Annotated in this window: 27 protein-coding genes, 1 tRNA gene and 1 pseudogene; 14 read left to right on the forward strand and 15 right to left on the reverse strand. The window is 68.6% G+C overall.

Annotated features, from left to right (window positions below):
- Positions 1-413 (reverse strand): DUF3662 domain-containing protein (locus TU34_RS00575; protein WP_045820905.1); only part of this gene is annotated, 413 nt, incomplete at its 3' end.
- Between the two features lie 230 nt (positions 414-643).
- On the opposite strand from TU34_RS00575, the gene TU34_RS00580 reads away from it, so the two are divergent.
- Positions 644-726, forward strand: a tRNA-Leu gene (locus TU34_RS00580).
- A gap of 59 nt (positions 727-785) precedes the next feature.
- Here TU34_RS00580 and TU34_RS00585 read toward each other — a convergent pair.
- Positions 786-1,400, reverse strand: a pseudogene (locus TU34_RS00585) (MarC family protein).
- Between the two features lie 9 nt (positions 1,401-1,409).
- A complete protein-coding gene (locus TU34_RS00590; protein WP_045820906.1) occupies positions 1,410-2,450 on the reverse strand; it encodes a beta-ketoacyl-ACP synthase 3 in 1,041 nt (346 codons plus the stop codon).
- A 116-nt stretch (positions 2,451-2,566) separates the two neighbouring features.
- Between TU34_RS00590 and TU34_RS00595 the strand changes: the two genes are divergently transcribed.
- Entirely contained in the window at positions 2,567-3,325 is a 759-nt protein-coding gene (locus TU34_RS00595; protein WP_045820907.1) for a pirin family protein, read from the forward strand.
- An 18-nt stretch (positions 3,326-3,343) separates the two neighbouring features.
- Here TU34_RS00595 and TU34_RS00600 read toward each other — a convergent pair whose 3' ends face one another.
- Positions 3,344-3,928: a TetR/AcrR family transcriptional regulator gene (locus tag TU34_RS00600; protein WP_065973444.1), complete on the reverse strand. Its 585-nt coding sequence runs from the start codon at positions 3,926-3,928 to the stop codon at positions 3,344-3,346.
- A gap of 38 nt (positions 3,929-3,966) precedes the next feature.
- On the opposite strand from TU34_RS00600, the gene TU34_RS00605 reads away from it, so the two are divergent.
- Positions 3,967-4,650 (forward strand): nitroreductase/quinone reductase family protein, encoded by a 684-nt coding sequence (locus TU34_RS00605; RefSeq protein WP_082079717.1) that lies wholly within the window; start codon positions 3,967-3,969, stop codon positions 4,648-4,650.
- On the opposite strand, the gene TU34_RS00610 is transcribed toward TU34_RS00605, so the two are convergent.
- From TU34_RS00610 to TU34_RS00625, 4 genes are read right to left on the reverse strand one after another with little or no spacing between them, the layout of a single operon-like run.
- A complete protein-coding gene (locus TU34_RS00610; protein ID WP_238981112.1) occupies positions 4,590-5,561 on the reverse strand; it encodes a glycine betaine ABC transporter substrate-binding protein in 972 nt (323 codons plus the stop codon). The two genes, TU34_RS00605 and TU34_RS00610, sit on opposite strands and share 61 nt — an antisense overlap.
- Positions 5,562-5,569: 8 nt before the next feature.
- Positions 5,570-6,340, reverse strand: coding sequence for an ABC transporter permease (locus TU34_RS00615; RefSeq protein WP_045820909.1), 771 nt, complete (start codon positions 6,338-6,340; stop codon positions 5,570-5,572).
- Positions 6,337-7,539 (reverse strand): ABC transporter ATP-binding protein, encoded by a 1,203-nt coding sequence (locus tag TU34_RS00620; RefSeq protein WP_420835145.1) that lies wholly within the window; start codon positions 7,537-7,539, stop codon positions 6,337-6,339. Before TU34_RS00620 ends, TU34_RS00615 begins: the two co-directional genes overlap by 4 nt.
- On the reverse strand, positions 7,532-8,182 hold the full coding sequence (locus TU34_RS00625) for an ABC transporter permease (protein ID WP_045820911.1): 651 nt from the start codon (positions 8,180-8,182) through the stop codon (positions 7,532-7,534). The genes TU34_RS00620 and TU34_RS00625 overlap by 8 nt, the downstream gene beginning before the upstream one ends.
- Before the next feature lie 326 nt (positions 8,183-8,508).
- On the opposite strand from TU34_RS00625, the gene TU34_RS00630 reads away from it, so the two are divergent.
- From TU34_RS00630 to TU34_RS00645, 4 genes are all read left to right on the forward strand, one after another.
- Positions 8,509-9,501, forward strand: coding sequence for a TauD/TfdA dioxygenase family protein (locus TU34_RS00630; protein ID WP_150116319.1), 993 nt, complete (start codon positions 8,509-8,511; stop codon positions 9,499-9,501).
- A 59-nt stretch (positions 9,502-9,560) separates the two neighbouring features.
- Positions 9,561-9,995 (forward strand): SRPBCC family protein, encoded by a 435-nt coding sequence (locus tag TU34_RS00635; RefSeq protein ID WP_045820912.1) that lies wholly within the window; start codon positions 9,561-9,563, stop codon positions 9,993-9,995.
- Between the two features lie 134 nt (positions 9,996-10,129).
- Positions 10,130-11,173 carry a GGDEF domain-containing protein gene (locus tag TU34_RS00640; protein WP_082079719.1) on the forward strand — a complete coding sequence of 348 codons (1,044 nt, stop codon included), beginning with the start codon at positions 10,130-10,132 and terminating at the stop codon, positions 11,171-11,173.
- 35 nt (positions 11,174-11,208) lie between these two features.
- A complete protein-coding gene (locus tag TU34_RS00645) occupies positions 11,209-12,720 on the forward strand; it encodes an ATP-dependent DNA ligase (RefSeq protein WP_045820914.1) in 1,512 nt (503 codons plus the stop codon).
- Between the two features lie 26 nt (positions 12,721-12,746).
- On the opposite strand, the gene TU34_RS00650 is transcribed toward TU34_RS00645, so the two are convergent.
- The 4 genes from TU34_RS00650 to TU34_RS00665 all read right to left on the reverse strand — a co-directional run bounded on the left by TU34_RS00650 (position 12,747) and on the right by TU34_RS00665 (position 14,917).
- Complete coding sequence (locus tag TU34_RS00650) at positions 12,747-13,070, reverse strand: barstar family protein (protein WP_045820915.1); 324 nt, start codon at positions 13,068-13,070, stop codon at positions 12,747-12,749.
- Positions 13,067-13,486, reverse strand: coding sequence for a guanyl-specific ribonuclease (locus TU34_RS00655; RefSeq protein WP_082079730.1), 420 nt, complete (start codon positions 13,484-13,486; stop codon positions 13,067-13,069). The genes TU34_RS00650 and TU34_RS00655 overlap by 4 nt, the downstream gene beginning before the upstream one ends.
- Before the next feature lie 82 nt (positions 13,487-13,568).
- Positions 13,569-14,453, reverse strand: coding sequence for an SAM-dependent methyltransferase (locus TU34_RS00660; protein WP_045820916.1), 885 nt, complete (start codon positions 14,451-14,453; stop codon positions 13,569-13,571).
- A 47-nt stretch (positions 14,454-14,500) separates the two neighbouring features.
- Positions 14,501-14,917 (reverse strand): YccF domain-containing protein, encoded by a 417-nt coding sequence (locus TU34_RS00665; RefSeq protein WP_045820917.1) that lies wholly within the window; start codon positions 14,915-14,917, stop codon positions 14,501-14,503.
- 61 nt (positions 14,918-14,978) lie between these two features.
- On the opposite strand from TU34_RS00665, the gene TU34_RS00670 reads away from it, so the two are divergent.
- From TU34_RS00670 to TU34_RS22120, 5 genes are all read left to right on the forward strand, one after another.
- Entirely contained in the window at positions 14,979-15,848 is an 870-nt protein-coding gene (locus TU34_RS00670) for an SDR family NAD(P)-dependent oxidoreductase (protein WP_045820989.1), read from the forward strand.
- A gap of 52 nt (positions 15,849-15,900) precedes the next feature.
- Positions 15,901-17,181: a GAF domain-containing protein gene (locus TU34_RS00675; protein WP_045820918.1), complete on the forward strand. Its 1,281-nt coding sequence runs from the start codon at positions 15,901-15,903 to the stop codon at positions 17,179-17,181.
- A gap of 55 nt (positions 17,182-17,236) precedes the next feature.
- Entirely contained in the window at positions 17,237-17,710 is a 474-nt protein-coding gene (locus TU34_RS00680; RefSeq protein WP_082079732.1) for a winged helix-turn-helix transcriptional regulator, read from the forward strand.
- 52 nt (positions 17,711-17,762) lie between these two features.
- The gene (locus TU34_RS00685; protein ID WP_045820920.1) at positions 17,763-19,205 is read left to right on the forward strand and encodes an MFS transporter; all 1,443 of its coding nucleotides are present in this window, start codon (positions 17,763-17,765) and stop codon (positions 19,203-19,205) included.
- Positions 19,206-19,295: 90 nt separating this feature from the next.
- Positions 19,296-20,069, forward strand: a complete 774-nt coding sequence (locus TU34_RS22120; RefSeq protein WP_203225387.1) for an acetoacetate decarboxylase family protein — start codon at positions 19,296-19,298, stop codon at positions 20,067-20,069.
- Here the strand turns inward: TU34_RS22120 and TU34_RS00695 are convergent, their stop codons facing one another.
- Positions 20,070-20,522 carry a MarR family winged helix-turn-helix transcriptional regulator gene (locus TU34_RS00695; protein WP_045820921.1) on the reverse strand — a complete coding sequence of 151 codons (453 nt, stop codon included), beginning with the start codon at positions 20,520-20,522 and terminating at the stop codon, positions 20,070-20,072.
- A gap of 62 nt (positions 20,523-20,584) precedes the next feature.
- Between TU34_RS00695 and TU34_RS00700 the strand changes: the two genes are divergently transcribed.
- Positions 20,585-20,953 carry a VOC family protein gene (locus TU34_RS00700; RefSeq protein WP_045820922.1) on the forward strand — a complete coding sequence of 123 codons (369 nt, stop codon included), beginning with the start codon at positions 20,585-20,587 and terminating at the stop codon, positions 20,951-20,953.
- Between the two features lie 64 nt (positions 20,954-21,017).
- On the opposite strand, the gene katG is transcribed toward TU34_RS00700, so the two are convergent.
- Both katG and TU34_RS00710 read right to left on the reverse strand, forming a co-directional pair.
- Positions 21,018-23,231: a catalase/peroxidase HPI gene (gene katG, locus TU34_RS00705; RefSeq protein ID WP_045820923.1), complete on the reverse strand. Its 2,214-nt coding sequence runs from the start codon at positions 23,229-23,231 to the stop codon at positions 21,018-21,020.
- An 85-nt stretch (positions 23,232-23,316) separates the two neighbouring features.
- A complete protein-coding gene (locus tag TU34_RS00710) occupies positions 23,317-23,733 on the reverse strand; it encodes a Fur family transcriptional regulator (RefSeq protein WP_045820991.1) in 417 nt (138 codons plus the stop codon).
- Positions 23,734-23,846: 113 nt separating this feature from the next.
- Between TU34_RS00710 and TU34_RS00715 the strand changes: the two genes are divergently transcribed.
- A complete protein-coding gene (locus TU34_RS00715; protein ID WP_045820924.1) occupies positions 23,847-24,677 on the forward strand; it encodes a DUF1206 domain-containing protein in 831 nt (276 codons plus the stop codon).
- The last annotated feature ends 2 nt before the right edge of the window (positions 24,678-24,679 follow it).

Genomic DNA, 24,679 nt, shown 5'->3' on the forward strand with positions numbered 1-24,679 from the left:
CTAAGGTGGGCCTCCCGCGATCCCACCGGCTTGGGGACGGCGTCGGGGTCGATCGCACCGCGTGCCCGGAACTGTCCGGTGTGCAGCGATGGCGAGTGTTCGAACTCGACGATCACATCACCGTAGGTCTGCCAGCCGTTGTCGCGGATGAAATGCTCGAGATGCTTCGAGAACGTCTTGCGGTTGAGTTCGTACTCGGCGGCCATCTGCTCGTGATCGGTCGAGCTGACCACCACCGTGTAGCTGTTCGGGGCGAGCCTGCCGCCGTCGCCGAGGTTCTCGAGGGAATCCTCGGCCTCGCGCTGCAACGCACCCTCGACCTCCTGAGGGGCCACCTTGCCACCGAAGACGCGGGCGAAGCCGTCGTCGACGGCGCCCTCGAGCTTCCGTTCGATTCTCTGCAGAATTCCCATGCCGGGGGCCTCCCTTCGCTCGCATCAGCGTGTCGCCGTGCCCCGTACGCCGTTTGATGATAGCGATTCGCCTGGGCATTCGTCCCATCGCGTCCCCATCCGTCCCGCCCGTCACAGCGCCCGGTGTCCTCCGATCAGGCGAAAGAGTGCCCCGAGCAGCGATTTAAACCCAAACTGCCCTGCGTGCTATCGTCTTGCAGTCCGTTTGCTTCACAACGCGGACAGGCCACGGGCGAGTGGCGGAATGGCAGACGCGCTGGCTTCAGGTGCCAGTGTCCTTCGGGACGTGGGGGTTCAAGTCCCCCTTCGCCCACACACAAGAGGTCCCCGCTTCGGCGGGGACCTCTTGTCGTTGCAGGCGGCGACCGGCGCTCATCGGGCGTCGATGAAGCCCATGATCGAGTTCGCGATGAGCTGTACCGCGATGGCGGCGAGCAGGAGTCCGGCGATCTTGGCCAGCAGGGTGACCCCGCCGACGCCGAGGATGCGGATGAGCACCGTGGAGAACCGCAACACGATCGCGATGACGACGTGGACGGTGACGATGGCCGCGGCGATGGCGAGTTAGGACGCGGCCTCTCCCGAGGCCTGGCTCACCGCGACGATCACCGCGGCGATCGCACCGGGCCCGGCGAGCAGCGGTGTCCCCAGCGGGACAAGCGCGACGTTCACACCGTCGGACGCCGTGGGCCGTGAGGCGCCGCCCCCGTTCAGCAGCTGCAGCGCCACCAGCAGCAGCAGGAGTCCCCCCGCGCCCTGCAGCGCGGGGACCCCGATGTGGAGGTAGCCGAGGATGAACTTCCCGCCGAGGGCGAACGTGCTGATCACGAGCAGGCTCACCGCGGGTGCCTGCCACGCGGCACGATGTCGGTCGGCCGGGGACTGGTGGCCGACGAGCGACAGGAAGATCGGGATCTGACCGGGAGGGTCCATGATCACGATCAGCGTGATGAGGACCGTCGTGTACTCGGTGACATCGAACCCCACCGTGGGGGGTCAGTCCGCGATCGGCGGCAGCGTCACGACCTGGCCGGCGTAGGCGAGGCCGGCACCGAAGCCCATCAGCAACGCCGTCTGACCGGGCTGTGCAGCACCGGAGCGCAGCACCTCCTCCATCGCCATCGGGATCGACGCGGCGCTGGTGTTGCCGGTCTGTCGGATGTCGTTGGCGACGACGGTCTTCTCGCCGAAGCCGAGGACCTTCACCAGCGCCTCGGTGATGCGGCTGTTGGCCTGGTGCGGGACGAACACGTCGATGTCGTCGACGGCCACGCCCGAGACGTCGATGGCGTCGCGACAGGCCTTCTCGAGGAAGGTGATGGCCCAGCGGAAGACCGCGGGTCCGTTCATGCGGATGTAGGGACGGACCGACGTGCCACCGGTGGCCTCGGCCTCGGCGACCTCGTCGAAGTACTGACCGAAGTCCTTGTCCTGCTTGATCGCCGTGGTCTGCGAGCCGTCGCTGCCCCAGGAGACCGGGCCGACACCCTCGACGTCGGACGGACCGAGCACGACGGCGCCCGCGCCGTCGGCGAAGATGAAGGCGCAGCCACGGTCGGTGGGGTCGAGCAGGTCGGTGAGCCGCTCGACACCGATCACGAGCGCGTACTTCGCCGCGCCGGACCGGACGAGACCGGCCGCGGTGCCCAGCGAGTAACAGAACCCGGCGCAACCGGCGCCCACGTCGAAGGCGGCGCAGTTCTCGATGCCGAGCTCGGTGGCCACGACGGCCCCGGCCGACGGACCGAGAACCAACATCGACGACGTCGCGAGCACGATGCAGCCGATCTCGGCGGCGTCGATGCCCGCCGCGGCGATGGCGTCACGAGCGGCCGCGAGGCTCATGCTGACGATGGTCTCGTCGTCGCCGGCGAAACCGCGGGTCTTGATCCCCGACCGGCTCTGGATCCACTCGTCGCTCGAGTCGATGGCGTCGACGATCTCCGAGTTGGGCACCACACGCTTCGGGCGGTAGACGCCGAGTCCGAGCATGCGCACGTGCTCGGTCGTGGGGGCGGTCGCCAGCACTGCAGTCATTTTCTTCTCTCCTCACCGGTCGGTGCGCCCTCGCCGCCGACGTCGGCCCCAGCCGGGGTGTCTCGGTCTATCGGGCGCACCATATACAAGACATGGTGCCCCCATCACCCCGTCTCATGTGCAGGAGGTCGGACTTGACGGTCGAGGTGTTACCGAGCACAGGCCGTCATCGGTGGGACGACACATGGCTGACGTCGCTGCAGTCGTTCCCCGCGACGGGCGACTTCGACCTCGAGGCGGGCGCCCACGGCGTGTTGATGGTCCACAACGAGGACATCGTCGACGCGGGCGGCGGCTTCGACACGCACCGCCACCGCGACGTCGAGATCGTCACCTGGGTGCTCGAGGGGAGCATCGAGCACCGCGACTCCGACGGCAACTGCGGCCTCATCGGACCCGGGCTGGTGCAGCGGATGTCGGCGGGACGCGGGATCACCCACAGCGAGCGCAACGCGTCGTCGCGGCGGGACGACATCACCGCCCACGTGATCCAGATGTGGTTGCCACCTGACGCCGACGGACGCGAACCGGGTTACGCAGAGCGCGATTTCACCGAGGACCTGTCTGCGGGCGGGCTGGTGACGGTGGTGTCGGGACGTGCGCGGGACCGCGACACCGACGCGCTCGGCATCGGCAACCGCTTCGTGGCGCTGCACATCGCGCGCCCGGGTGCGGGCGCCACCGTCGAGCTGCCCGCGGCGCCGTTCGGGCACCTGTTCGTCGCGCGCGGGCAGGTCGAACTGGTGGGGCCATCGCCCACACCGCTCGCGGCGGGCGACGCCGTCCGCTCGGTCGACGAACCCGCGCTGACCGTGCGTGCGGTCACCGACGCGGAGATCCTCTTCTGGGAGATGCACGCCTCGTTCGATCTCTGAGGTCCCCGGCGTCGGACCTCAGCCGCGGTCGGCCAGCAGACCGTCGACCACGAGGGTGACCATGCGGAGCTGATCGACGGCCCGTGGGCGGTCGCCGGAACTGACCGCATGCATGGCCAGGCCGTCGACGAGGGCGAGCACCGACGCCGCGGCGTCCGCGCAGCGTTGCCGGTCGGTGACGCCGGCGCGCACGAACGCCTGCGTCAGAGAAGCGCGCACCTCGCCGAGCACCTCGCGCTGAAGGTCCGCCAGCGTCGGTGAGACCGCGGCCCGGGCGGCGAAGGCGAGCTGCACCCGCGCCTCGTCGCGGCGCCGGTCGTCGAGGGGGAGCAGCTGGGTGAGGGCGCCGATGAGATCGCCGCGCACGTCGTCGCCGAGCTCCACGGCGTCGACGCGCTCACGGATGCCGGTCACCACCGCGGTGAACGCGGCCACGATGAGGTCGTCCTTCGTGCGGAACCAGTGCTGCACGGTGCCGATCGCCACCGACGCCTCGGCCGCCACCTCGCGCACCGTCACCCGGTCGAGCCCACGATCGGTGACCACCCGCAGCGTCGCGTCGACGATCGACGCCGCGGCGGCGGGGGTTGACTTCTCGGCCATACCGAGGAACATACATCTGTATGAACCCATACACATGTATGCCTGAGCGAGCTCGAGGATTGATCACCGCGGTGTGCGGTGCGCTGGCCCTGTCGTGGATCCCGTGGAGCATCGATCCCGGAAGCGGATGGATCTCTGCCGCGGTCCAGTCGTCGGTCTTCGTCGCCCTCGCGGTGTCGGGCGTGGTGTGGCCGGGCGGCAAGGTCGTCGCGGTCCGCTGCGCACAACGATTCGTGGTCAACCCGACCGTGCGGATCCTCATGTCCGTCGGCCTCAACCCGCTCGGCCTGGTCATCCTCGAGACCACCGGGCGCGTGAGCGGGCGGCGTCGACGCACCCCGGTGGGCAGCGGCTTCCGCGACGGCACCCTGTGGGTGATCGCCGAACACGGCATGCGGGCGAACTACGTGCGCAACATGATCGTCGAACCCCACCTGCGGGTGCGCGTCTGTCGCGGATGGCGACAGGTCTGGATCGACGGCGTCGGCACCGTGCTCCCCGACGACGACCCCATCGCCCGCCAACGACAGATCGTCGGCCGGAACCCGTTGCGCGCGTTCAACGCGCTGAACGTTCGCCTCCTCGGCGCGGAGCTGCTCACGATCCGCATCGACCCGATCGACTCACAGATGTCTCAAGGTCGGACGAAGCCCTCGGTGTCTCAGGGTCGGACGAAGCCCTCGGCGATCATCCAGTCCCGCGCCACGACCGCCGGTTCCTGACCGTTGACGTCGACCTTGAGGTTCAGGTTGGTGATGGCGTCGGTGGTGAGCTTGTTCGACACCGGCGTCATCACCTGCTCGATGGCCGGGTGGTCCTTGGCGAACGCCTCACGCATCACGATCGCGGCGTTGTAGTTCGGGAAGAACTGCTTGTCGTCGGTGAGCAGCTGCAGACCGAGTGACTTGATCCGACCGTCGGTGGTGAACACCTCGCCGAAGGGACATTCGGTACCGCCCGCGGTCGCCTGATAGATGATGCCGCCCTGCAGGATCGACACCGGCACCTTGGTGGGTGGAAACCCGTAGGCGCGAGCCATGCCCGGGAAACCGTCCTGGCGCGAACGGAATTCGGTCTCCAGGCACGTGCGTGCGGCGTTCGGGTCCCGGTTGACTAGAGCGGCGTAGTCGCTGAGCGTCTTCACCCCGGTCTTGTCACCGACGGCCTTGCTGGTGGCGAGAGCGTAGGTGTTGTTCATCGGTGCGGGTGCGGTCCAGACGAGCTTGTTCTCCTTGAGATCCTGATCGCGCACCGCCTCGAACTGGGCGCGTTCGCCGATCACGGGCTTCTCGTTGCCGAGGTAGTTGATCCATCCGGTACCGGTGTACTCGTAGGTGACGTCGACCTGCCCCGCGATCTCCGCGTCCCGTGTCGAGCGCGATCCGACGATGCTGGTGAGGTCGCGGACATCGGCGCCGGCGGCCATCAGTGCGTATTCGATGATGTAGCCCAGGATGGCCTGTTCGGTGAACTCCTTGGAGCCCACGGTGATCTTCACCCCGTCGAGTGACGGGACCTTCTGGATCGATCCCGACGTCACGGTGAACGGCGGGGTGCTGCCCGAGGACAGACCGCAGGCGGCGGTCGCCAGGACCAACAGCGACGACAGAGCCAGCAGCACAACGGTTCTCATCCGGCGCGTCATACTCGCAGCCCCTTCGGCCCGAGCCAGCGTTCCGCGAGCGCCCCGACCCAGTCGACCATCATCGCCAGGCACGCGGCGAGCACCGAGCCCACCACGAGCGCGACGTAGTCGCGCAGCTTGTAGCCGGTGTCGATGAGGATGCCGAGCCCGCCGGCGTCGACGAGGAAGCTCAACGTGGCCGTGCCGACAGCGAGCACGAGCGAGGTCCGCAGGCCGGCGAGGATGTAGGGGATGGCCAGCGGGAACTCGAGGCGCACGAGGATGCCGGTCTTCGACATGCCCTGCCCGCGTCCGGCGTCGATCACCGCGGGATCGACGCTGGCGTAACCGAGCAGCGTGTTGGCCAGCACCGGCAGCAGGGAGTAGATGGCGATGGGGATGACCCCGATCCAGAACCCGGTGGTCGCAGTCCAGAGGAACAGCAGCACCAGAAGTCCGATCGCGGGGGTCGCCTGGCCGATGTTCGCGATCGCGACGGCTATGGGCGCCAACCTCTTCAGGCGCGGGCGGCTCAGCAGTGTGCCCACCGGCACCGCGATCGCGACCACGATCGCTGCGACCACGACACTGATGACCAGGTGCTGCCACGCCAGCGACGACACGTACGAGGCGTTGATCGTCTCCTTCTGCGTGGCCGTCAGATCGCGAGTGAACGCCCAGATCAGCACCGCCGCGGCGACCGCGATCACCAGCACCGGTTGGATCAGCAGGCGCAGACGGCCCTCGCCGAGTTCGGAATCGACATCGGAGCCGATGGTGGTGGTCATGCGGGGTCCGTCGCGGCAACGTCGTCAGGGATCCGCATGTCGCGGATGGCCGCCATGAGGGTCTCGATCACGACGACGCCCTCGTAGCGACCGTTCTTGCCGGTGACGATCGCCGACACGCAGCCCGTCGAGAGGATGGCCTCGAGCGCCTGCTGCAGCGTCGACGACATCGAGACGAGGTCGGCGGGGACACCCACATCGCGCAGCGAGCTCGCCGACCGGAGGTGGTGGTCGCGGACCCAGCGCACCGGGCGATCGCGGTCGTCGAGGATGACGCCCCAGTCGTCGGGCGTGCGGGCGATCGCGGCGGCGAACTCGGCGGGCGGATCGTTCTCGTGTGCGGTGGGTCGGTGCTCGAGCTCCACGTCACGCACCCGCACCAGACCGAGCTGCTGGAGAAGGGCGCCGCTGCCCACGAATCCCTCGACCATCTCGGTGGCGGGGTTGGCCAGGATCGCCTCGGGGGTGTCGTACTGCTGGATCGACGACGCCTCGCCGAGGACAGCGATGCGGTCGCCGAGTTTCACGGCCTCGCTGAAATCGTGGGTGACGAATACGATCGTGGTGCCGATCTCGGCGTGCAGTCGGATCAACTCGTCCTGCAACGACGCCCGCGTGATCGGGTCGACGGCGCCGAACGGCTCGTCCATCAACAGCACCGGCGGATCGGCCGCGAGTGCCCGGGCCACACCGACGCGCTGCTGCTGACCGCCGGAGAGCTGGCGCGGGAATCGATGGAGGTAGACCGCGGGGTCGAGGCCCACGAGGTGCAGCATCTCCTCGGTGCGCGCGGTGACGCGCTTCTTGTCCCACTTCAGAAGTCCCGGGACCAGCGCGACGTTCTGCGCGATCGTCATGTGCGGGAACAGTCCGGCCTGCTGGATGGAGTAGCCGATGGAGCGCCGCAGTTCGTTGGCCGGGATCGAGAGCGCGTCGCGGCCGCCGATGCTGATCGATCCCGACGTGGGTTCGATGAGCCGGTTGATCATCCGCATCGTGGTGGTCTTGCCACAGCCCGAGGGCCCGACGAACACGACGATCTCGCCGGCGTTCACGGTGAGCGACACGTCGTCGACGGCGGCGGTCTTCTGCCCTGGGTAGCGCTTGCTGACGTGGTCGAGCACGATGTCGACGCCCGCCGACCCCCGTGTGCTCGTCGATGTCCCGGTACTGCTCGTGGTGGTGGTCATGTCAGTCACGCAGACCCTTCGAGGTCGTGAGTCGTCCGATGATCATGTAAACGGCGTCGAGAAGCAGTGCCAGCACGACGATGAGAACCGTGGCGGTGAGCGCCATGGGGATGGCGGTGGGGCTGCCGACCCGCGCGAGTCCGGTGAAGATCAGGTTGCCCAAGCCGGGACCCTTGGCGTACGCGGCGATCGCGAGGATGCCCATCGCCATCTGCGAGCTGACCCGCATCCCGGCGAGCACGGCGGGCCAGGCGAGTCGCATCTCGACGCGTGTCAACATCTGCAACCGCGACATCCCGGTGCCGCGGGCGGCGTCGACGAGGGCCGGATCGATCGACGACAACCCGACGATGGCGTTGCGGACGATCGGCAGGAGCGAATACAGGACCAGGGCGAAGATGCTGGGGATCACCCCGAGTCCGAACACCGGGATGAGCAGACCCAGCAGCGCGAAAGACGGAATCGTCAGGATCACCGACGACACCGAGTTCGCGAGGGCGGCGACCGCCGGGTTCCGATACGTGGCGATGGCGACCGCGAGTGCGATGAGCGTGGCCAGGATGACGCTCTGCACCACCGCACTCACGTGCTGGTAGCTGTCGAACAGGAGCTGACGGCGATGGTCGGTGAAGTAGTCCCACACGTCGTTCACGTCGAGTCGAGCCTCGTTCCTACCCACCCGGAAGGGGTGCGGCGGCGATGGGAGATCGCGCGACCGTGCCTGAAGGCCCCGGATTCGCCGAGTCTTGACGAGAAGCCACCGGATGCCCCGGAGGTCTCGCGAACCGGGTGTACCGGAGCGTGTTCCCGCCGTGGCTCGTTCGGATCAGTATGCGCCAAACCTTGCCGCCCATCGGCGATCACACGGAACATGCAGGTAGGACCACGTGCATGGGTGCTCTGATGTCGGATTCGCCGGTGTCGGGCGCGGGCGCGTCGGCCTGATCTACCGATGAAAGGCACTGTGCTGTGACCACGATCCTCGAACCGACCCACTCCCGCCTCAGCGGCCCGATCACCTCGCGCCCGCGGCCGGCGATCGAGGTGACCAAGTTGGGCCACCACCTCGGGGCGCGGATCGACGGCGTGACCCTCCGACCGGATCTCGACCCCCGCGTGATCGAGGAGATCCGGCGCGCGGTGCTGACGCACAAGGTCGTGATCATCACCGGTCAGCACCACATCGACGACGCCGCGCAGTACGAGTTCGCCGGCCTGCTCGGCACGCCGACGAAGGCGCACCCGACGGTGCTGTCCCGCGGCGAGGACCTGTTGCCGCTGGAGGGCGCGGCCAACTCGTGGCACACCGACGTCACCTTCGTCGACCGCATCCCGAAGATGTCGGTGCTGCGTGCGGTGGTCCAGCCCAGCTACGGCGGCGCGACCATGTGGGCGTCGACCGTCGCCGCCTATGCGGCCCTACCCGCCCCGTTGCGGGTGCTCGCCGACAACCTTCGGGCGATCCACACCAACGACTACGACTACGCCGAGCACCTGACCGTCGGGGACTCGAGCGACCCCGAATACCGGGCCGAGTTCACCAAGACGGTCTTCCGGACCGAGCACCCGGTGGTGCGGGTGCATCCCGAGACCGGTGAGCGAGCCCTGACGCTGGGGCACTTCGTCTCCGGTTTCGCCGGGCTCAAGACGTCGGAGTCGGCCGACATCCTGCGGCTGCTGCAGGCGCGGGTCGAGCGGCCCGACAACACCTTTCGATGGAACTGGTCACCCGGCGACATCGCGATCTGGGACAACCGCTCCACCCAGCACTACGGCGTGGCCGATTTCGGCGACGCCTACCGCAAGGTCAACCGCGTGACGCTCGCCGGCGACATCCCCGTGGGTGTCGACGGTCGGCCGTCGGTCTCGCTGGCCGGCGATGCGTCGGCCTACTCGGTGGTCGACCCCCCCGATCCGGTGCCGGGTTTCGTGCCCGCCAGCGAGCGCAGCATCACCGCGCCGATCGACTGAGGCGCGTACGTACCATCGGCGCCACGTCCGTATCCATCACAGACGAACGAGGAGCTGACATGGTCGAGGTATCGCGCACGTTCACCGTCGCCAAGGATCGGGCGGCCGTCGCCGCCTACCTGCGCGACTTCACCAATGCGACGCAATGGGACCCGGGGAGCCAGGACAACGTCCAGACGACCCCCGGCCCGGTCGCGGTCGGCACCGTCTGGCACAACACCTCGAAGCTGGTCGGGGTGACCACCGAACTCGACTACACGCTGGTGCGCGACGACCTAGACCACCTGCGGTTCGAGGGCGTCAACAAGACCGCCACGAGCAGCGACGACCTAGCGTTGGCGGACGCGGGGAACGGCGGTACGCAGATCACCTATCGGGCGAACGTGTCGCTCAACGGCGCGGCCAAGCTGGGCGAGCCGATCATGTGGCTGGTGTTCCAGAAGATCGCCGGCGAGACCGTCCGTTCGATGACGTCGGCGCTGGAGGCGCTGTAGTCGGGGTTCGGCCCTGTCGTCCGTACGAGACACCGTGAACTGTCACCTCGACGCCCCATCTGTGGGATCGTGCCCATCGTGAATGCTCCGAGCGTGTCCTCGGAGCACGGGTCGGATGAGGTGTGAAGAGCTGCATGGCCGCGGCGAGACGTTCTCGATTGGCGACCGCGCGCCTCCATGAGCCCCACCTCGAGGTGGTGTCGCGCCGCACCATCGGGTTCGCGGCGATGAACTTCGGTGTGGTCGGTATCGTCACGCGCTTCTATCAGGACCCGACCGATGCGGTCGGGATCGTGGTGTGGCTGCTCGCAGGGTGCGCCGTGATCTCCGGCGTCGTCTGGATGACGTCGCGTGTGTTCGTCGACGGGGTGGGCGCGCGCGTGTTCGGCCTGTTCGCCGACCTGGGGACGCTCGCGGTCATCTGCACCATCTCGCCACGGATCGACGCGGTGATCGGGTGCGCCCTGTACTCGGTGACCGGCGCCTTCTTCATGTTCTTCCTCTCCCGACCATGGCTCGTCGCGCACATCGTGTTCGCGACCGTGGCGACGATCGGCTTCACGGCCTGGGCGCTCGCCGACGGCGAGGACGTCGCCTACACGCTGGCCCGCACGATCATCGTGCTGCTGGTGGTGATCGGGCCCACCCTCACCATGGAGTTGGCGTGGTCGACGTTCCGACGCCGATCGGACCTCGCGGCGACCGACTCGTTGACCGGCGTCCACAATTTGCGCGGCATGTGGCAGGAGGCGATCCCGATGATCGAGCGGGTCGCCGACGCCGAGAACGCGGTGGCGTTCGCGGTCGCCGACATCGACGGGTTCAAGAAGGTCAACGACGCCCATGGCCACGACATCGGCGACGAGGTGTTGGTGCGGGTCGCCCACGAACTCAGCGAGCACGTGGGGACCGCCGGGTTCGTGGCCCGCAGCGGGGGTGAGGAGTTCACCCTCGTGGTGAGCGGACCGGCGGAGACGGTGCGTGAGATCGCCGCGACCATACCCACCGAGTTCGACGGTGGGGCCGCCGCGCCGTCGGTCACGATGAGCATCGGGGTCGTCGCTGCCCATCCCGCACGGTCGGGACGGGAGGCGGCGCGCGACGCACGACGCCGCGCCGATCACACGATGTACGAGGCGAAGCAGTCCGGCGGCAATCAGATCCGCCTCGCCCTCTGACCCGGCCCGTCGTACCAGCGCGGTAGAACTGGGTGATGCGACTCCACGAGGTCATCGAGACGTCGGAGGCGGTCGGCGCCGTGTCCGGCCGCCGCGCCAAGATCGACCTGCTGGCCCAACTCATCGCCTCCCTCGACGCCGCCGAGGTGGTGCCGGTGGTCGCCTGGCTCACCGGTCGCCCCCGGCAGGGACGGATCGGCGTCGGGTGGCGCACGTTGTCGGCCGCGAGACCCGAGCCCAGCGCGGAGTCCGTACTCTCGGTCCTCGATGTCGACACCGCTCTGACCGATCTGACCAGCGTCTCCGGTGCGGGCTCGACCGCGCGCCGTCGCGATCTTCTTGCCGGTCTCTTCGGCGCGGCCACCGCGCCCGAACAGGATTTCCTCGTCCGGTTGCTCACCGGGGAGTTGCGGCAGGGTGCCCTGGAGGGTGTGGCCACCGATGCCGTCGCAGCCGCGTTCGATGTCGAGCAGAGTGCGGTCCGACGCGCGGCGATGCTGTCGGGTGACCTCGCCGTCACCGCGGCCGCGGCCCTGTCCGGGGGCGCCGAGGAATTGGCACGTTTCACCCTCACCGTGGGTCGGCCGGTGCGACCGATGCTCGCCTCACCCGGCGAGTCCATGGACGCGGCGTACGCCGCACTCGGGCCCGACGTCGTCGTCGAACACAAGCTCGACGGCGCCCGCATCCAGGTGCATCGCGACGGCGACGAGGTCCTCATCGTCACCCGCACGCTGCGCGACATCACCTCCGCCGTCCCCGAACTGGTGGAGTTGGTCCGTGCGCTGCCGTGCCGCTCGGTCGTGCTCGACGGTGAGACGCTCGCGCTCGAGGACTCCGGCCGGCCGCGCCCGTTCCAGGAGACGATGAGCCGGTTCGGATCCGCCGCGGGCGAACTGCTGTTGTCGCCGTACTTCTTCGACTGCATCCATCTCGATGGTGAGGACCTGCTCGACGCCCCGCTCGAGAAGCGCAGGGCCGCCCTCGATTCCGTTGCCGGGCAGCACCGTATCCCGGCAGTGGTCCGGCCGAGCGCCGAACAGGCGCGTGCTCACTTCGACGCCGCGATCGCCGCGGGACACGAGGGCGCGATGGTGAAGTCGCTCGCCTCCACCTACGCCGCGGGCCGTCGCGGCAAGAGCTGGCTCAAGGTGAAACCCGAGCACACCCTCGACCTCGTCGTCATCGGGGTGGAACGGGGCTCCGGCCGACGCGCCGGCTGGCTGTCGAATCTGCACCTCGGCGCCCGCGACCCCGACGGCGGTCCACCGATCATGGTCGGCAAGACGTTCAAGGGACTCACCGACGAGCTGCTCCGGTGGCAGACCGAGGAGTTCCCGAAACATGAGTCGCACAGTGACTCCCACGCGATATACTTGCACCCGGAGATCGTCGTCGAGATCGAGCTCGACGGGGTGCAGACCAGCACCCGGTACCCGGGTGGTGTCGCACTACGCTTCGCGCGCGTGTCGCGGTACCGGCCAGACAAAGATGCCGCCGACGCCGACACCATCGACGCCGTGCGCGCCCTGCGTGTGGGTGGCTGAGCGCGAACGACGTCAGCGGGTCGTCGTCAGCTCAGCCGCAGCGGCACGCCGCAGTCGGCGAACACCTCGATGATGTGGTCGAAGACCGAACGGTCGCCCCGCATCTGCGTCGACAGGTGCTCACGGGCAGTGGCGCTGTGACTCCACTCGAATTCGAAGGGCCGGTCGTCCGGGGTGCCGAAACCCCCACGGAGACAATCGGCCAACGCATCGAGGTTCGCACCGAAGTAGCCGCCGGGACCGTTCACCGCCCGCCCGATCTCGGTGTAGAAGTCCTCGGGTGACGTCATCGCGCTGCCGTCGATCTCGTAGCGCACCGGGTCCGAGGAACGGGCGGGGGCATCGGTCATGCGTCCACTATCTCGCAGAACGAGCCGTAGTGGTCACCGGTGTAGTAGTAGTGCGGCGGGGAGGTGAGCGGCGTTCCGCCGGTGACGATCCGACGAGCTCCCCGGGTCGACGCACCGGGGGTGGGCACCGTGTACTCGTGGTAGTAGCTCGACGACTGCGCGGGCAGCACACCCTCGCGGTTGGAGAACACGACCCCGTCGTTGTTGGGGTAGGGGAACGGACCGCCGGAGTGGATGAGGTCCACCGTCTGCGAGGCCTGCACCGGCAGTTTGGCGAGGTAGCAGTTCGAGATGGCGGCATCGGCGGTGGCAGGTGTCGCGAAGGCGATGGCGCCGGCGGTGGCGAGACCGGCGAGCGTGGTGGCCAGGCGTGTGGTTACGCGGCGGTGTGAGGTGCGCGAAGAGGTCGTTAGCATGCACAAGAGTGTGGTCGTCACCGATGACACCCGGTGATCGTCCGGGTGAACGGCGCGTGACAACTCCCTCGGTGGCTTCACCTCAGCGGCGATGCGCCACAACCAGATCGAGCGACTGCTGCATGCGGGTCCACGGCGAACCCTCGGGCGCGGGCCGGCCGTACTCCGACAGCAGGGACACCAGGGAGTCCGAGGTCGTCGCCCAACCGTGACCGTCGAGCCAGTCCTGTGTGGCGAACTGGCCGATGTCGAAGAACAACTCGTCCATCGTGACGCCGAAGGCAGAGGCGTCGAAGTCGGCGTGGTCGGGTTCGAACGGTTCACGGGGGACGTCGAGGATCAGCACGCTGCCCGAGGGCGCGGCGGATCCGATGGTGGTGAGCAGGGTCTGCTGGTCCTCGGCGCGCAGGTAGGGGAGGAGTCCCTCCGCGAGCCACACCGTGGGGATGTCCTCACGGAAGCCTGCGTCGCGCAGGGCGCCGAGCCAGTCGTCACGCAGGTCGCAGGCGACGGTCGTCCGATGGGCGGCGGTCTGCGCGTCGAGTTGGTCGAGGACCCCGTTCTTGAACTCCAGGACCGCGGGCTGATCGACCTCGAACACGGGTGTGCCGGATGCCCACGGGAGTCGATGGGCGCGTGCGTCGAGACCAGAGGCGAGGATGACGGCCTGTGCGCACCCCGATGCGGTCGCGTCGGCGACGGCGGTGTCGATGCGCAGGGTGCGCGCGGCCATCATGTCGCGCAGCATGGTCACCGAGCCGGCCACCGACGGGTCGCTGTCGACGAGCTCGTCGATCGCCTCCGGCGTCAGGGAGTCCTCGCCCGCGGCGCGGACGAAGGCCTCGGCGAACCGGTCTCGGATCAGCGCGTCGGGGCGTCGGGTCTCCAGTGCCCGTCCGAGGGCGACGAGCAGGGCGGTACGGCCCACGCTGGAGGTGATGGTCCAGGAGTCCTTGTTCGTACGCATAGCTAAATGCTACGCCGGTCAGCGAACCCGGGCCGGTCGCCGATCGGTCAGTACCGGACCGCAGGGTTGGTGACCGGGGGCGCGAGACGGACGTCGGTGGAGACGATGCGGGAGCCCAGAGGCAGCAGCGAGATGGGGATCATCTTGAAGTTGGCGATACCCAGCGGGATCCCGATGATGGTGAGGCACAGCACGATACCGGTGCCGATGTGGCCGATCGCGAGCCAGATGCCCGCGAAGATCAGCCAGATCACGTTGCCCACCGCCGACGCGGCGCCGGCCGACGGATCGCGCACGACCGTGCGGCCGAACGGCCACAGGGCGTAGCCCGCGATGCGGAACGAGGCGATCCCGAACGGGATGGTGATGATCAGGATGCAACACACGATGCCGGCCACCACGTAGCCGATGGCCATCCAGAACCCGCAGAGCACCAGCCAGATGATGTTGAGGAGTGTCTTCATCACACCAGTGTGCCGATCACCGGCCGTCGCGGCGAGAACAGCGGTGATCTACCGTTTGGCCATGACGAACGCAGTGACCTCGTTGACCAACCGCGTGGTGCGGACCGCGATGCAGCGACCGCGCTCGGTGCGCGACCTCGTCGACCTCACCCGTGCTCCGGCCGAGGGGCTGGAGGGCAAGACCGTCCTCATCACCGGATCGTCGTCGGGTATCGGCGAGGCGGCCGCGCGCAAGTTCGCCAAACACGGTGCGAACGTGTTGCTCGTGGCGCGACGGGCCGAAGAACTCGAGACCGTGGCGGCCGGCATCCGCGCCGACGGCGGGCTCGCCCACCCCCTCCCCGCGGACCTGTCCGACACCGAGGACATCGCCCGCCTCATCGAGGCCGTGATCGCCGATCACGGGTGCCCCGACATCGTCATCAACAACGCGGGCCGCTCCATCCGGCGCGACGTGCTCGATTCGACCGACCGCCTGCACGACTACCAGCGCACCATGGCGATCAACTACTTCGGCCCGGTGCAGCTCACGCTCGGTTTCCTCCCGGCGATGCGCGAGCGGGGCAGCGGACAGTTCATCAACGTCTCCACCTGGGGCATCCCGATGGGGGCGATGCCCAAGTTCTCCGCCTACGCCGGCTCGAAGTCCGCGCTCACCGCGTTCGGCCGCTGCATCGCCGCCGATCTGCGCGGCACCGGGATCGCGGTGACCACGGTGTTCTTCCCGCTGGTCCGGACCCCGATGATCTCCCCGACCGACGAGTACACCGAGGCTCCGGCGCTGTCGTCGTCGGAGGCGGCACGCTGGCTGATCCACGCCGCAATCCACCGTCAGGCCGAGGTGATGCCGCGGGTGGCACGGTTCATGCGACGCGTCGGCGCCGTCTCGACCGACGCCGCGGACGAACTGATCGCGCGCTCAGCCGTCTGACCTCCGGGCGGTCTGTGGTGCGCGCCACACATCGCCCGCTCGTCCTGGCACAATGGCGGCCGTGGCGGGAACATCCAACCGATCGCTCGAGCAGCCGGAACAGGTCCGACTGGCCTTCGAGCGGTTCCTCGCCGACCGATCCACTCGGCGGGACTCGATGCGTTCGGTGGTCCGCGACTCCTGGATGCGGTCCCTGCGGCGCGGTGTCGACCCGGCCGGGTCCACCGTCGCCGACATGACGTCGGCGGACTTCGACACCTACCGGGCCGCGCACCCGATGACCGCGATGCGTCCGCTGGTCCGTTCGCTGATGCTCGACGACATCGGCGGCGCGGGGGTGGTGGTCGCTCTCACCGACGAGGTCGGGCGCCTGCTGTGGCTCGAGGGGGACCGCGCCGCCCGCGACCGCGCCGCCGCCATCGACTTCGTCGAGGGGGCGATCTGGTCGGAGGAGACCGTGGGCACGAACGCCCCCGGTCTGGCCCTTGCGGTCGATCGCGGGGTGCAGATCGTGGGCCGCGAGCACTTCGCCGAACCGGTGCAGGAGTGGAGCTGTGCAGCGGCGCCCGTGCACGACCCGGTGACCGGGCACGTCATCGGTGTTCTCGACATCACCGGTGGACGACAGGTCGCGGCACCGTTCGCGATGTCGACCGTCCGGTCGGTGGTCGCCGCGATCGAGATGCAGATGCGGTACGGCGGAGTCGATCTCGGCCAGATCGCCGGGTCGGAGGACACCTCCGGCGCGCGGTTGTCGGTGACCGATGTCGCGGGCCTGCGGGTGGTCCTCGACGGCCGCACCCATCGCCTGAGCCCGCGTCACGCCGAGATCCTGTTGCTGCTCGCCCACCATCCCCACGGTCTGGGTACCGAGGAGCTGGCCGCGAAACTGTCCGACACCGGCGTCGACGCGGTGACCGTGCGCGCCGAGATATCCAGGCTGCGACGCGATCTCGGCGCCGAGGTCGTGTTGTCGCGCCCGTATCGGCTGGGTGTGCACATCGACTCCGACGTGCACCGCATGACCGAGCGGGTCCGCCACGGCGATGTGGTCGGCGCGATCGACGAACTGGGCCGGGGCGGGCTGCTCGCCCAGTCCCACGCTCCCGGCGTGGTGGAACTGTTCGAGGAGATCACCGCCGACATCCGTTCGGCGGTGATGCGCGGACACGAACGACGTGCGCTGCAGGCGTGGACCGATTCTGTGCACGGGCGTGACGACGCCGAGGCCTGGCAGGCACTCGCGTCGGCGATCGGTCCGAGCGATCCCGGTCATGCGCAGGCGTTGGGGCGAGTTGCCCTGTTGGACAGACGCTTCGGCCTCAACAGCTGAGACCGCTCCGTCGACTCTGGCCAGATCGGGATAGAGCCAGCGTAGGATGTGGGTCATGGCAATGAATCTCGACGGGGTACTCGCTGATCGCAGTCGGTGGACGGCCGACGAGTGTTCGGTGGCCAAGGCACTCGAGGTCGTCGGATCGCGTACCGCCATGTTGTTCCTGCGTGAGGCGTTCTACGGCACCACGCGGTTCGCCGACTTCGCCCAGCGCGTCGGCGTGACCGATGCCGCCGCGGCCACCCGACTCAAGCAACTCGTGTCCGACGGGATCTTTGCCAAGCGCCCCTATCAGGAGCCGGGATCGCGTCCGCGTCACGAGTACGTCCTCACCGACAAGGGACGCGATCTGCTCCCGGTGGTGCTGGCGATGATGGAGTGGGGCGACCGTCACCTCCAACCGCAGGGCCCGCCGGTCGAGGTCGTGGATGCGGCGGGGGAGCGGGTCGGTGTGTCGGTCCGTACGTCAGCCGGCGACGAGGTGGATCTCGACGCCCTGCGACTGCGGCGCGGGCGCCGCACCTGATCGGACCGTGTCTGAATTGACCCTGGTGTAGTCAGGGCTTAGGTTGATCACTATGGTCAACACCAGAGTTGCTGCGTCGGAGACGACCGCCATCCGCCGTCCCGGCATCGTTCTGTTCGTCCTCTCGTTGGCCGCGTTCATGGCCAGCCTCGACGTGTTCATCGTCAACGTCGCCTTCGACGACATCGGCCGCGACTTCGCGGGATCGGATCCGACGCAGTCGATCCCGCTGTCGCAGCTGTCGTGGATCCTCAACGCGTACACCATCGTCTACGCCGCGCTGCTGGTCCCGGCCGGGCGTCTCGCGGATCGATTCGGCCGCAGGGAGAGCTTCCTGTTCGGCCTCGCGCTGTTCACCGTGGCCAGTGCCGCGTGCGCGGCGAGCGACGGTGTCTGGTGGTTGGTCGCCGCGCGCGTGGTGCAGGCCGTCGGCGCGGCGATCCTCACGCCCTCGAGCCTGGGCCTGGTGATCGCGGCGGCCACCCCGGCCAACCGTGCCCGGGCGGTCCGCATCTGGGCGGCCACCGGCGCGCTGGCCGCGGCCCTCGGTCCGGCGTTGGGCGGCATGCTGGTCGAGGCGTCCTGGCGCTGGATCTTCCTCGTGAACATCCCGGTCGGGATCATCGCCTTCGTGGGGGCGGTCATCGTCGTCGATCGCTCGCGTGACGATTCGCCGACCCCGTTCCCCGACATGCTCGGAGCCGCGCTCCTCGCCGTGTCGATCGGTGCGCTCACCCTGGGACTGGTCGAGGGCCCCGACTGGGGCTGGGCCGACCCACGCACCCTGACCGCATGGATCGTCTCGGCGATCACGCTGGGCCTGTTCGTCGTCAGCTCCGCCCGCCACCGGTCCCCGGTGATCGACGCGGCGCTGTTGCGGGTCCGCGCCTTCTCCTTCGCCAACGCGACCGCGGTCCTGTTCTCCATCCCGTTCGCGGCCTCGCTGCTGGTGAACATCCTGTGGATGCAACAGGTCTGGGGCTACTCGGCGATCCGCACCGGCTTCGCGGTGGTGCCCGGGCCGTTGATGGTCCCGCTGTTCACCGTTGTCGGGCACCAGCTGGCCACCCGTCGGGTACCGATCGGCGTCATCGTCGGTGTCGGCTGCGCGCTCATGGCGGGCGGCGCGTTGCTGCTGGCCGCATCGGTGGGTCAGACACCGGACTATGTGGGCGACATGCTGCCCAGTCTGCTCATCGGCGGCAGCGGCATCGGTCTCGCCCTGCCCTCGATCCTGTCGTCGGCGACCGCCGACCTCCCGCCCGCACAGGCAGCGACCGGCAGTGCCGTGGTCAACATGAGTCGGCAGATCGGCACGGCGCTCGGCGTCAGCATCATCGTCGCCGTCATCGGGACACCGATCGGGTACGCCGCGGCCCACACCTCGTTCACACACGCATGGTGGACGCTCGCCGCGATCGCGGTCCTCGCCGCGGTCGTCGCCCCGGGCATGACCCCCCGACGCTCCCCGGTGCCACCGGTGGCGGCGAACTGAGTCCCGTCGACTCCTCCCGCTCAATGGAACGTTTCTGTTAGTTTGTTCCATATCGGCGTGGGCGTCACGCCGTCGGAAGGAAGTGACGACGTGGTCGCGAACCCCATCGCATCGAGCGAGTCGCGCTGGCGAGGCCTGGCGTCGACCATCCCCGAGGGTGTCGCCACACCCGCCATGAACGACGCGCTGCCCGACATGGGCAGCCCCGCACCCTGGTCCATCGCCGGCAGCGGGGTGTTCTGGTCGGCGAAAGCGCGTCGCTCCGACCGCGACCTCCTCCCGCCGTCCCTGGCCCGCTTCGCGGTCCCGCTGCTCCGTGTCGGGTTCGGCGTGCGCTACAGCTACACGCCGGTCGGCACCTACAACGAGCTCGGCGGCGTCATCGTCTACGCACGCCCGGGCGGCGTGTTCGGGCACATCCCGTTCCTGCCCGTCGACTCGGCGGCCACCATGCGCGGGGGGCGCGAGAACTGGGCGCTGCCCAAGGTCCTCGCCGAGTTCTCCGGCGACCCGGCAGCCCGCAGTGAGTTCACCGCCTCCGGCGACGGCTGGTCGGTGGGGGTGAGCATCGGTGACGCCGCGCCGGCCCGCGCCCTCGCGGTCCCGAAGGCGCTCGGGTGGCCCATCCTGTCGTCGGTGATCGTCCCGGCGCTCAGCGGCATGGAGCAGGTGTTCGCCGACGGGTCACGTGCCCGCACCGGCGCCCTCGACATCCCGGACTTCGACATCACCACCGCCGAGACCACCGTGACCGTGTCGACCACGGGGAGCGAGCCCCTGCGCCGGTTGTTCCCCGATCGGGCTTACCGCGGCAACGTCATCACCTACCGCGACGTCGTGCTCGGAGCTCCTCGCATCCGCTGATCACCGAGTGTCGGGATCCTCACCCAGGTTGGTGACGACGCGGCGCAGCACACCGAAGGCGGTGGCCTGGTCGCGGTCGGCGACGCCGTCGAGCATGGCCTTCTCGACCGATCGGACGGCGACGGTCGCCTTCTCGAGGCTCCGACGGCCCCGTGGGGTGAGCTCGGTCGGCAACACCTTGCCGACGGGCGCCTGATCGGGGCGTCGCACGAACCCGTCTCGCTCCAGCGCCTGCACCAGCACGTTCATCGACTGCCGCGTGACGAACGTTCCCCGCGCCAGCGCGGCCGTCGACAGCCCGGGCCGCTGGGCGAGGAGTTCGAGGCAGGAGTACTGCGTGACCGTCAGCCCCAGTGGGCGGAGCGCGGACTCCATCGCCGTCCGCAGCGCACTCGACGCCTCCTTGAGCAGATACCCCATTGACGACTCGAGATCGATGCCCCCTTGACTCATGTCAGTATTCTGACATAGCTTCTTCTGTGTCAGGAACCTGACACAGACCGAAGGAGAACCCCATGCCCGTCACCGGACCCGATTTCGTCTCCCTGCAGGCCCGCGATCTCGCTGTGTCGCAGGCGTTCTACGAGAAGTACCTCGGCCTGGTCCGGTCTCCGGCCGGACCGCCGCACGCGGTGGTGTTCACGACGAAGCCGATCGCCTTCGCCTTGCGCGAGGTCGTCGCGGGCACCGATCTGGAGTCGGTGCCTCAGCCCGGCATCGGGATGGCGCTGTGGATGCACGCCACCGATGTGCAGGCCATCCACGACGCCCTCGACGCCGACGGCCATCCGATCGTCACCGCACCGTTCGACGGGCCGTTCGGCCGCACCGTCACCTTCGCCGATCCCGACGGCTATCACGTGACGCTGCACGAGAAGTCGTGACACGACGACACCCCGCCGACCGGTGAGGGTCGACGGGGTGTCGTGGTGTGTGGAGTTGAGAGCGTCAGCCCTTCACATCGAAGCGATCGGCCATCATGACCTTGTCCCACGCCGCGACGAAGTCGTGCACGAACTTCTCCTTCGAGTCGTTCTCGGCGTAGACCTCGGCGACCGCACGCAGCTGCGAGTTCGACCCGAACACGAGGTCGTTGCGGCTGCCGGTGTACTTCTCCGCTCCGCTGGAGCGGTCCTTGCCGACGTAGGTGCCCTGCTCGTCGCCGACGGGCTCCCACACGGTCTCCATGTCGAGGAGGTTGACGAAGAAGTCGTTCGACAGCGTCTCCGACTTGTCGGTGAACACGCCGAGCTTCGAGCCGCCGTGGTTGGCACCCAGCACGCGCAGACCGCCGACGAGCACGGTCAGCTCCGGCGCGCTCAGCGTCAGCAGGTTGGCCCGATCGACCAGTGCGAACTCCGCGGGAAGGCGATCGCCCTTGCCGAGGAAGTTGCGGAACCCGTCGACCTTCGGCTCGAGGTAGGAGAACGACTCGACGTCGGTCTGCTCCTGCGTGGCGTCGGTACGACCCGGGGTGAACGGCACGGTGATCTCGACACCGGCGTTGCTCGCGGCCTTCTCCAGGGCGGCCGCGCCGCCGAGCACCACGAGGTCGGCGAACGAGACCTGCGCGCCACCGGCGCCGTTGAACGACTCCTGGATCGACTCGAGCGAACGGATCACCTGGGCCAGCTCGTCGGGCTCGTTCACCTCCCACCCGGCCTGCGGCTGCAGGCGGATGCGGCCACCGTTGGCGCCACCGCGCTTGTCGCTGCCGCGGAACGACGACGCCGCCGCCCACGAGGTCTTGATCAGCTGCGAGACGGTGAGGCCCGACTCGAGGATCGTCGCCTTGAGCGCTGCGATGTCCTCGCCGCCGATGAGGTCACCGGTGACCGCGGGGATCGGGTCCTGCCACAGCAGTTCTTCGCTGGGCACCTCGGGTCCGAGGTAGCGGACCACGGGTCCCATGTCGCGGTGGAGCAGCTTGAACCAGGCGCGCGCGAACTCGTCGGCGAGCGACGAGGGGTCGGCGAGCCAGCCGCGGGTGATCTCCTCGTAGATCGGATCGACGCGCATCGCCATGTCGCTGGTGAGCATCATGGGCGGGTTCTTCTTTCCCTCGACGTGGGCGTCGGGGACGAGATCGGTGGCGGCACCGTCCTGCGGACGCCACTGGTAGGCGCCGCCGGGGCCCTTGTGGACCTCCCACTCGTAGCCGTACAGCGTCTCGAGGTAGGAGTTGTCCCACTGGGTGGGGGTCGCCGTCCAGGCGCCCTCGATGCCGCTGGTGATCGTGTACTCGGCGTTGCCGGTTCCGAAGCTGTTCTTCCAGCCCAGACCCATCTGCTCCAGCGGTGCGCCCTCGGGCTCGGGTCCGATGTACTTCTCGGGATCGCCCGCGCCGTGCACCTTGCCGAACGTGTGGCCGCCGACGACCAAGGCGGCGGTCTCACGGTCGTTCATGGCCATGCGGCCGAAGGTCTCGCGGATGTCGTTGGCCGACAGCTGCGGATCCGGGTTGCCGTTGGGGCCTTCGGGATTGACGTAGATGAGGCCCATCTGCACGGCGCCCAGCGGCGTCTCGAGCTCGCGGTCACCGCTGTAGCGCTCATCGCCGAGCCAGGTCTGCTCGGGACCCCAGTAGACGTCCTCCTCGGGCTCCCAGCGATCCTCGCGACCACCGGCGAAACCGAAGGTCTTGAGTCCCATCGACTCCAGCGCGACGTTGCCGGTGAGGACGATCAGGTCGGCCCACGACAGGCTCTTGCCGTACTTCTGCTTCACGGGCCACAGCAGACGACGGGCCTTGTCGAGGCTGGCGTTGTCGGGCCAGCTGTTGAGCGGGGCGAAGCGCTGCATGCCGGCGCCCGCGCCGCCGCGACCGTCGTGGACGCGGTAGGTGCCGGCCGAGTGCCAGGCCATGCGGATGAAGAACGGGCCGTAGTTGCCCCAGTCGGCGGGCCACCAGTCCTTCGAGTCGGTGAGCACCTCGGTGATGTCGGACTTCACCGCGGCGAGATCGAGGCCGCTGAACGCCTTCGCGTAGTCGAAATCCTCACCCAGCGGGTTGGCGACGGCCGGGTTCTTCTGCAGGATGCCGAGGTTGAGGGCGTTGGGCCACCATCCGCGGTTGGTGTTGCCACCCTCCACCGGTGCGGCGTTGCCGTGCACCACCGGGCATCCGCCCGACGCGTGGTCGGCGGGCTGCTCCTCGTTCATCTCTTTTTCGCGGGTTTCGTGGGCTTCGGTCACGAGATTCCTTCCGGTGATTGACAACTGGCTGTAGAGCAGACGCCGTTCGCGATCAGTGCTGAGTTCGCGCCCGGCGTTCGATGGTGCACTGGGGGCAGTGGCCCCAGTAGATGACCTCGGCTTCGTCGATCTCGAAGCCGTTGCTGGTCGATGCGGTGAGACACGGCGCCTCGCCGACGGCGCAGTCGACGTCGGCGATGGCACCGCACGAGCGGCACACGACGTGGTGGTGGTTGTCGCCGACGCGTGATTCGTACCGGGCGACCGAGCCGGCGGGCTCGATGCGGCGCACCAGTCCGGCGCGCGTGAGGGCGCCGAGGACGTCGTAGACCGCCTGACGCGACACCTCGGGCAGAACAGTCCGCACCGAGGTGAAGACGGTGTCGGTGTCGGCGTGGGGATGAGCTGCCACCGCGTCGAGGACCGCCACGCGCGGACGTGTCACGCGCAGGGACGCTGCGCGCAACATCTCCGTGTGATCGGTCGCCGGGTGCACGCCACCACTATGCGCGACTTTTCTGGAATGAGTCAAGACTCGCCGGGATGAATTCTGGGTGACGTCGGACTTTCTAGGGTGAGCGGATGCGGAAGTTCGGTGCCGGCGGCGTGGTACGTGCCGCTGACGACGCCACGGGCAACGCCTGGTTCGAGGTCGCTGCCCGTGCCGGTCACGTCACGAGCGGGATCGTCCACATCCTCATCGCCTACGTCATCGTGCGCATCGCGGTCGGGGCGGGCGGCAACGCCGACCAGTCCGGCGCGCTATCGGCCGTCGCGAGCACCACCGGCGGGACCGTCGCCCTCTGGGCAGCCGCGGCCGCGTTCTTCGCGATGGCGTTCTGGCGAGTGGCCGAGGCCATTGTCGGAGTGCACGCCACCGAACCCAACGGCCCCGACGACAAAGGGGCGTCGGGGTTGGCCGACCGCGGCAAAGCACTGAGCCTCGCGGTGATCTACTTCGCCTTCGCGTGGACGGCGGTGCGTTTCGCCCTCGGCGACGGCACCTCGAGCAGCAAGGAGAACGCCGGCCTCAGTGCGCGGTTGATGGGCTCGGGCGCAGGCAAACTCGCGCTCGTGGTGGTCGGTGTCGTCGTTTTCTGCGTCGGCTGCTATCACGTCTACAAAGGCATCAGTGGGAACTTCATGGACGACCTGTCCATCGCCGACAACGCCGCGGTCCGCACCACCGGGATCATCGGCTACGTCGCGAAGGGGGTGGTGCTGGCCATCGCGGGCATCCTCGTCGGCGTGGCCGTGGTGCGCGCAGATCCCTCGAAGGCCACCGGCATCGACGGTGCCGTGAAGGCGCTCGGCTCCGCCCCGGCCGGTCAGATACTGCTCTTCGTCGCCGCCATCGGCGTGGCCACCTACGGCGTCTACGCCTTCGTCATGGCCCGCTACGCGCGGATGTGATC

It is taken from the genome of Williamsia herbipolensis (genome assembly GCF_000964005.1).
Classification (GTDB): Bacteria; Actinomycetota; Actinomycetes; order Mycobacteriales; family Mycobacteriaceae; genus Williamsia_A; species Williamsia_A herbipolensis.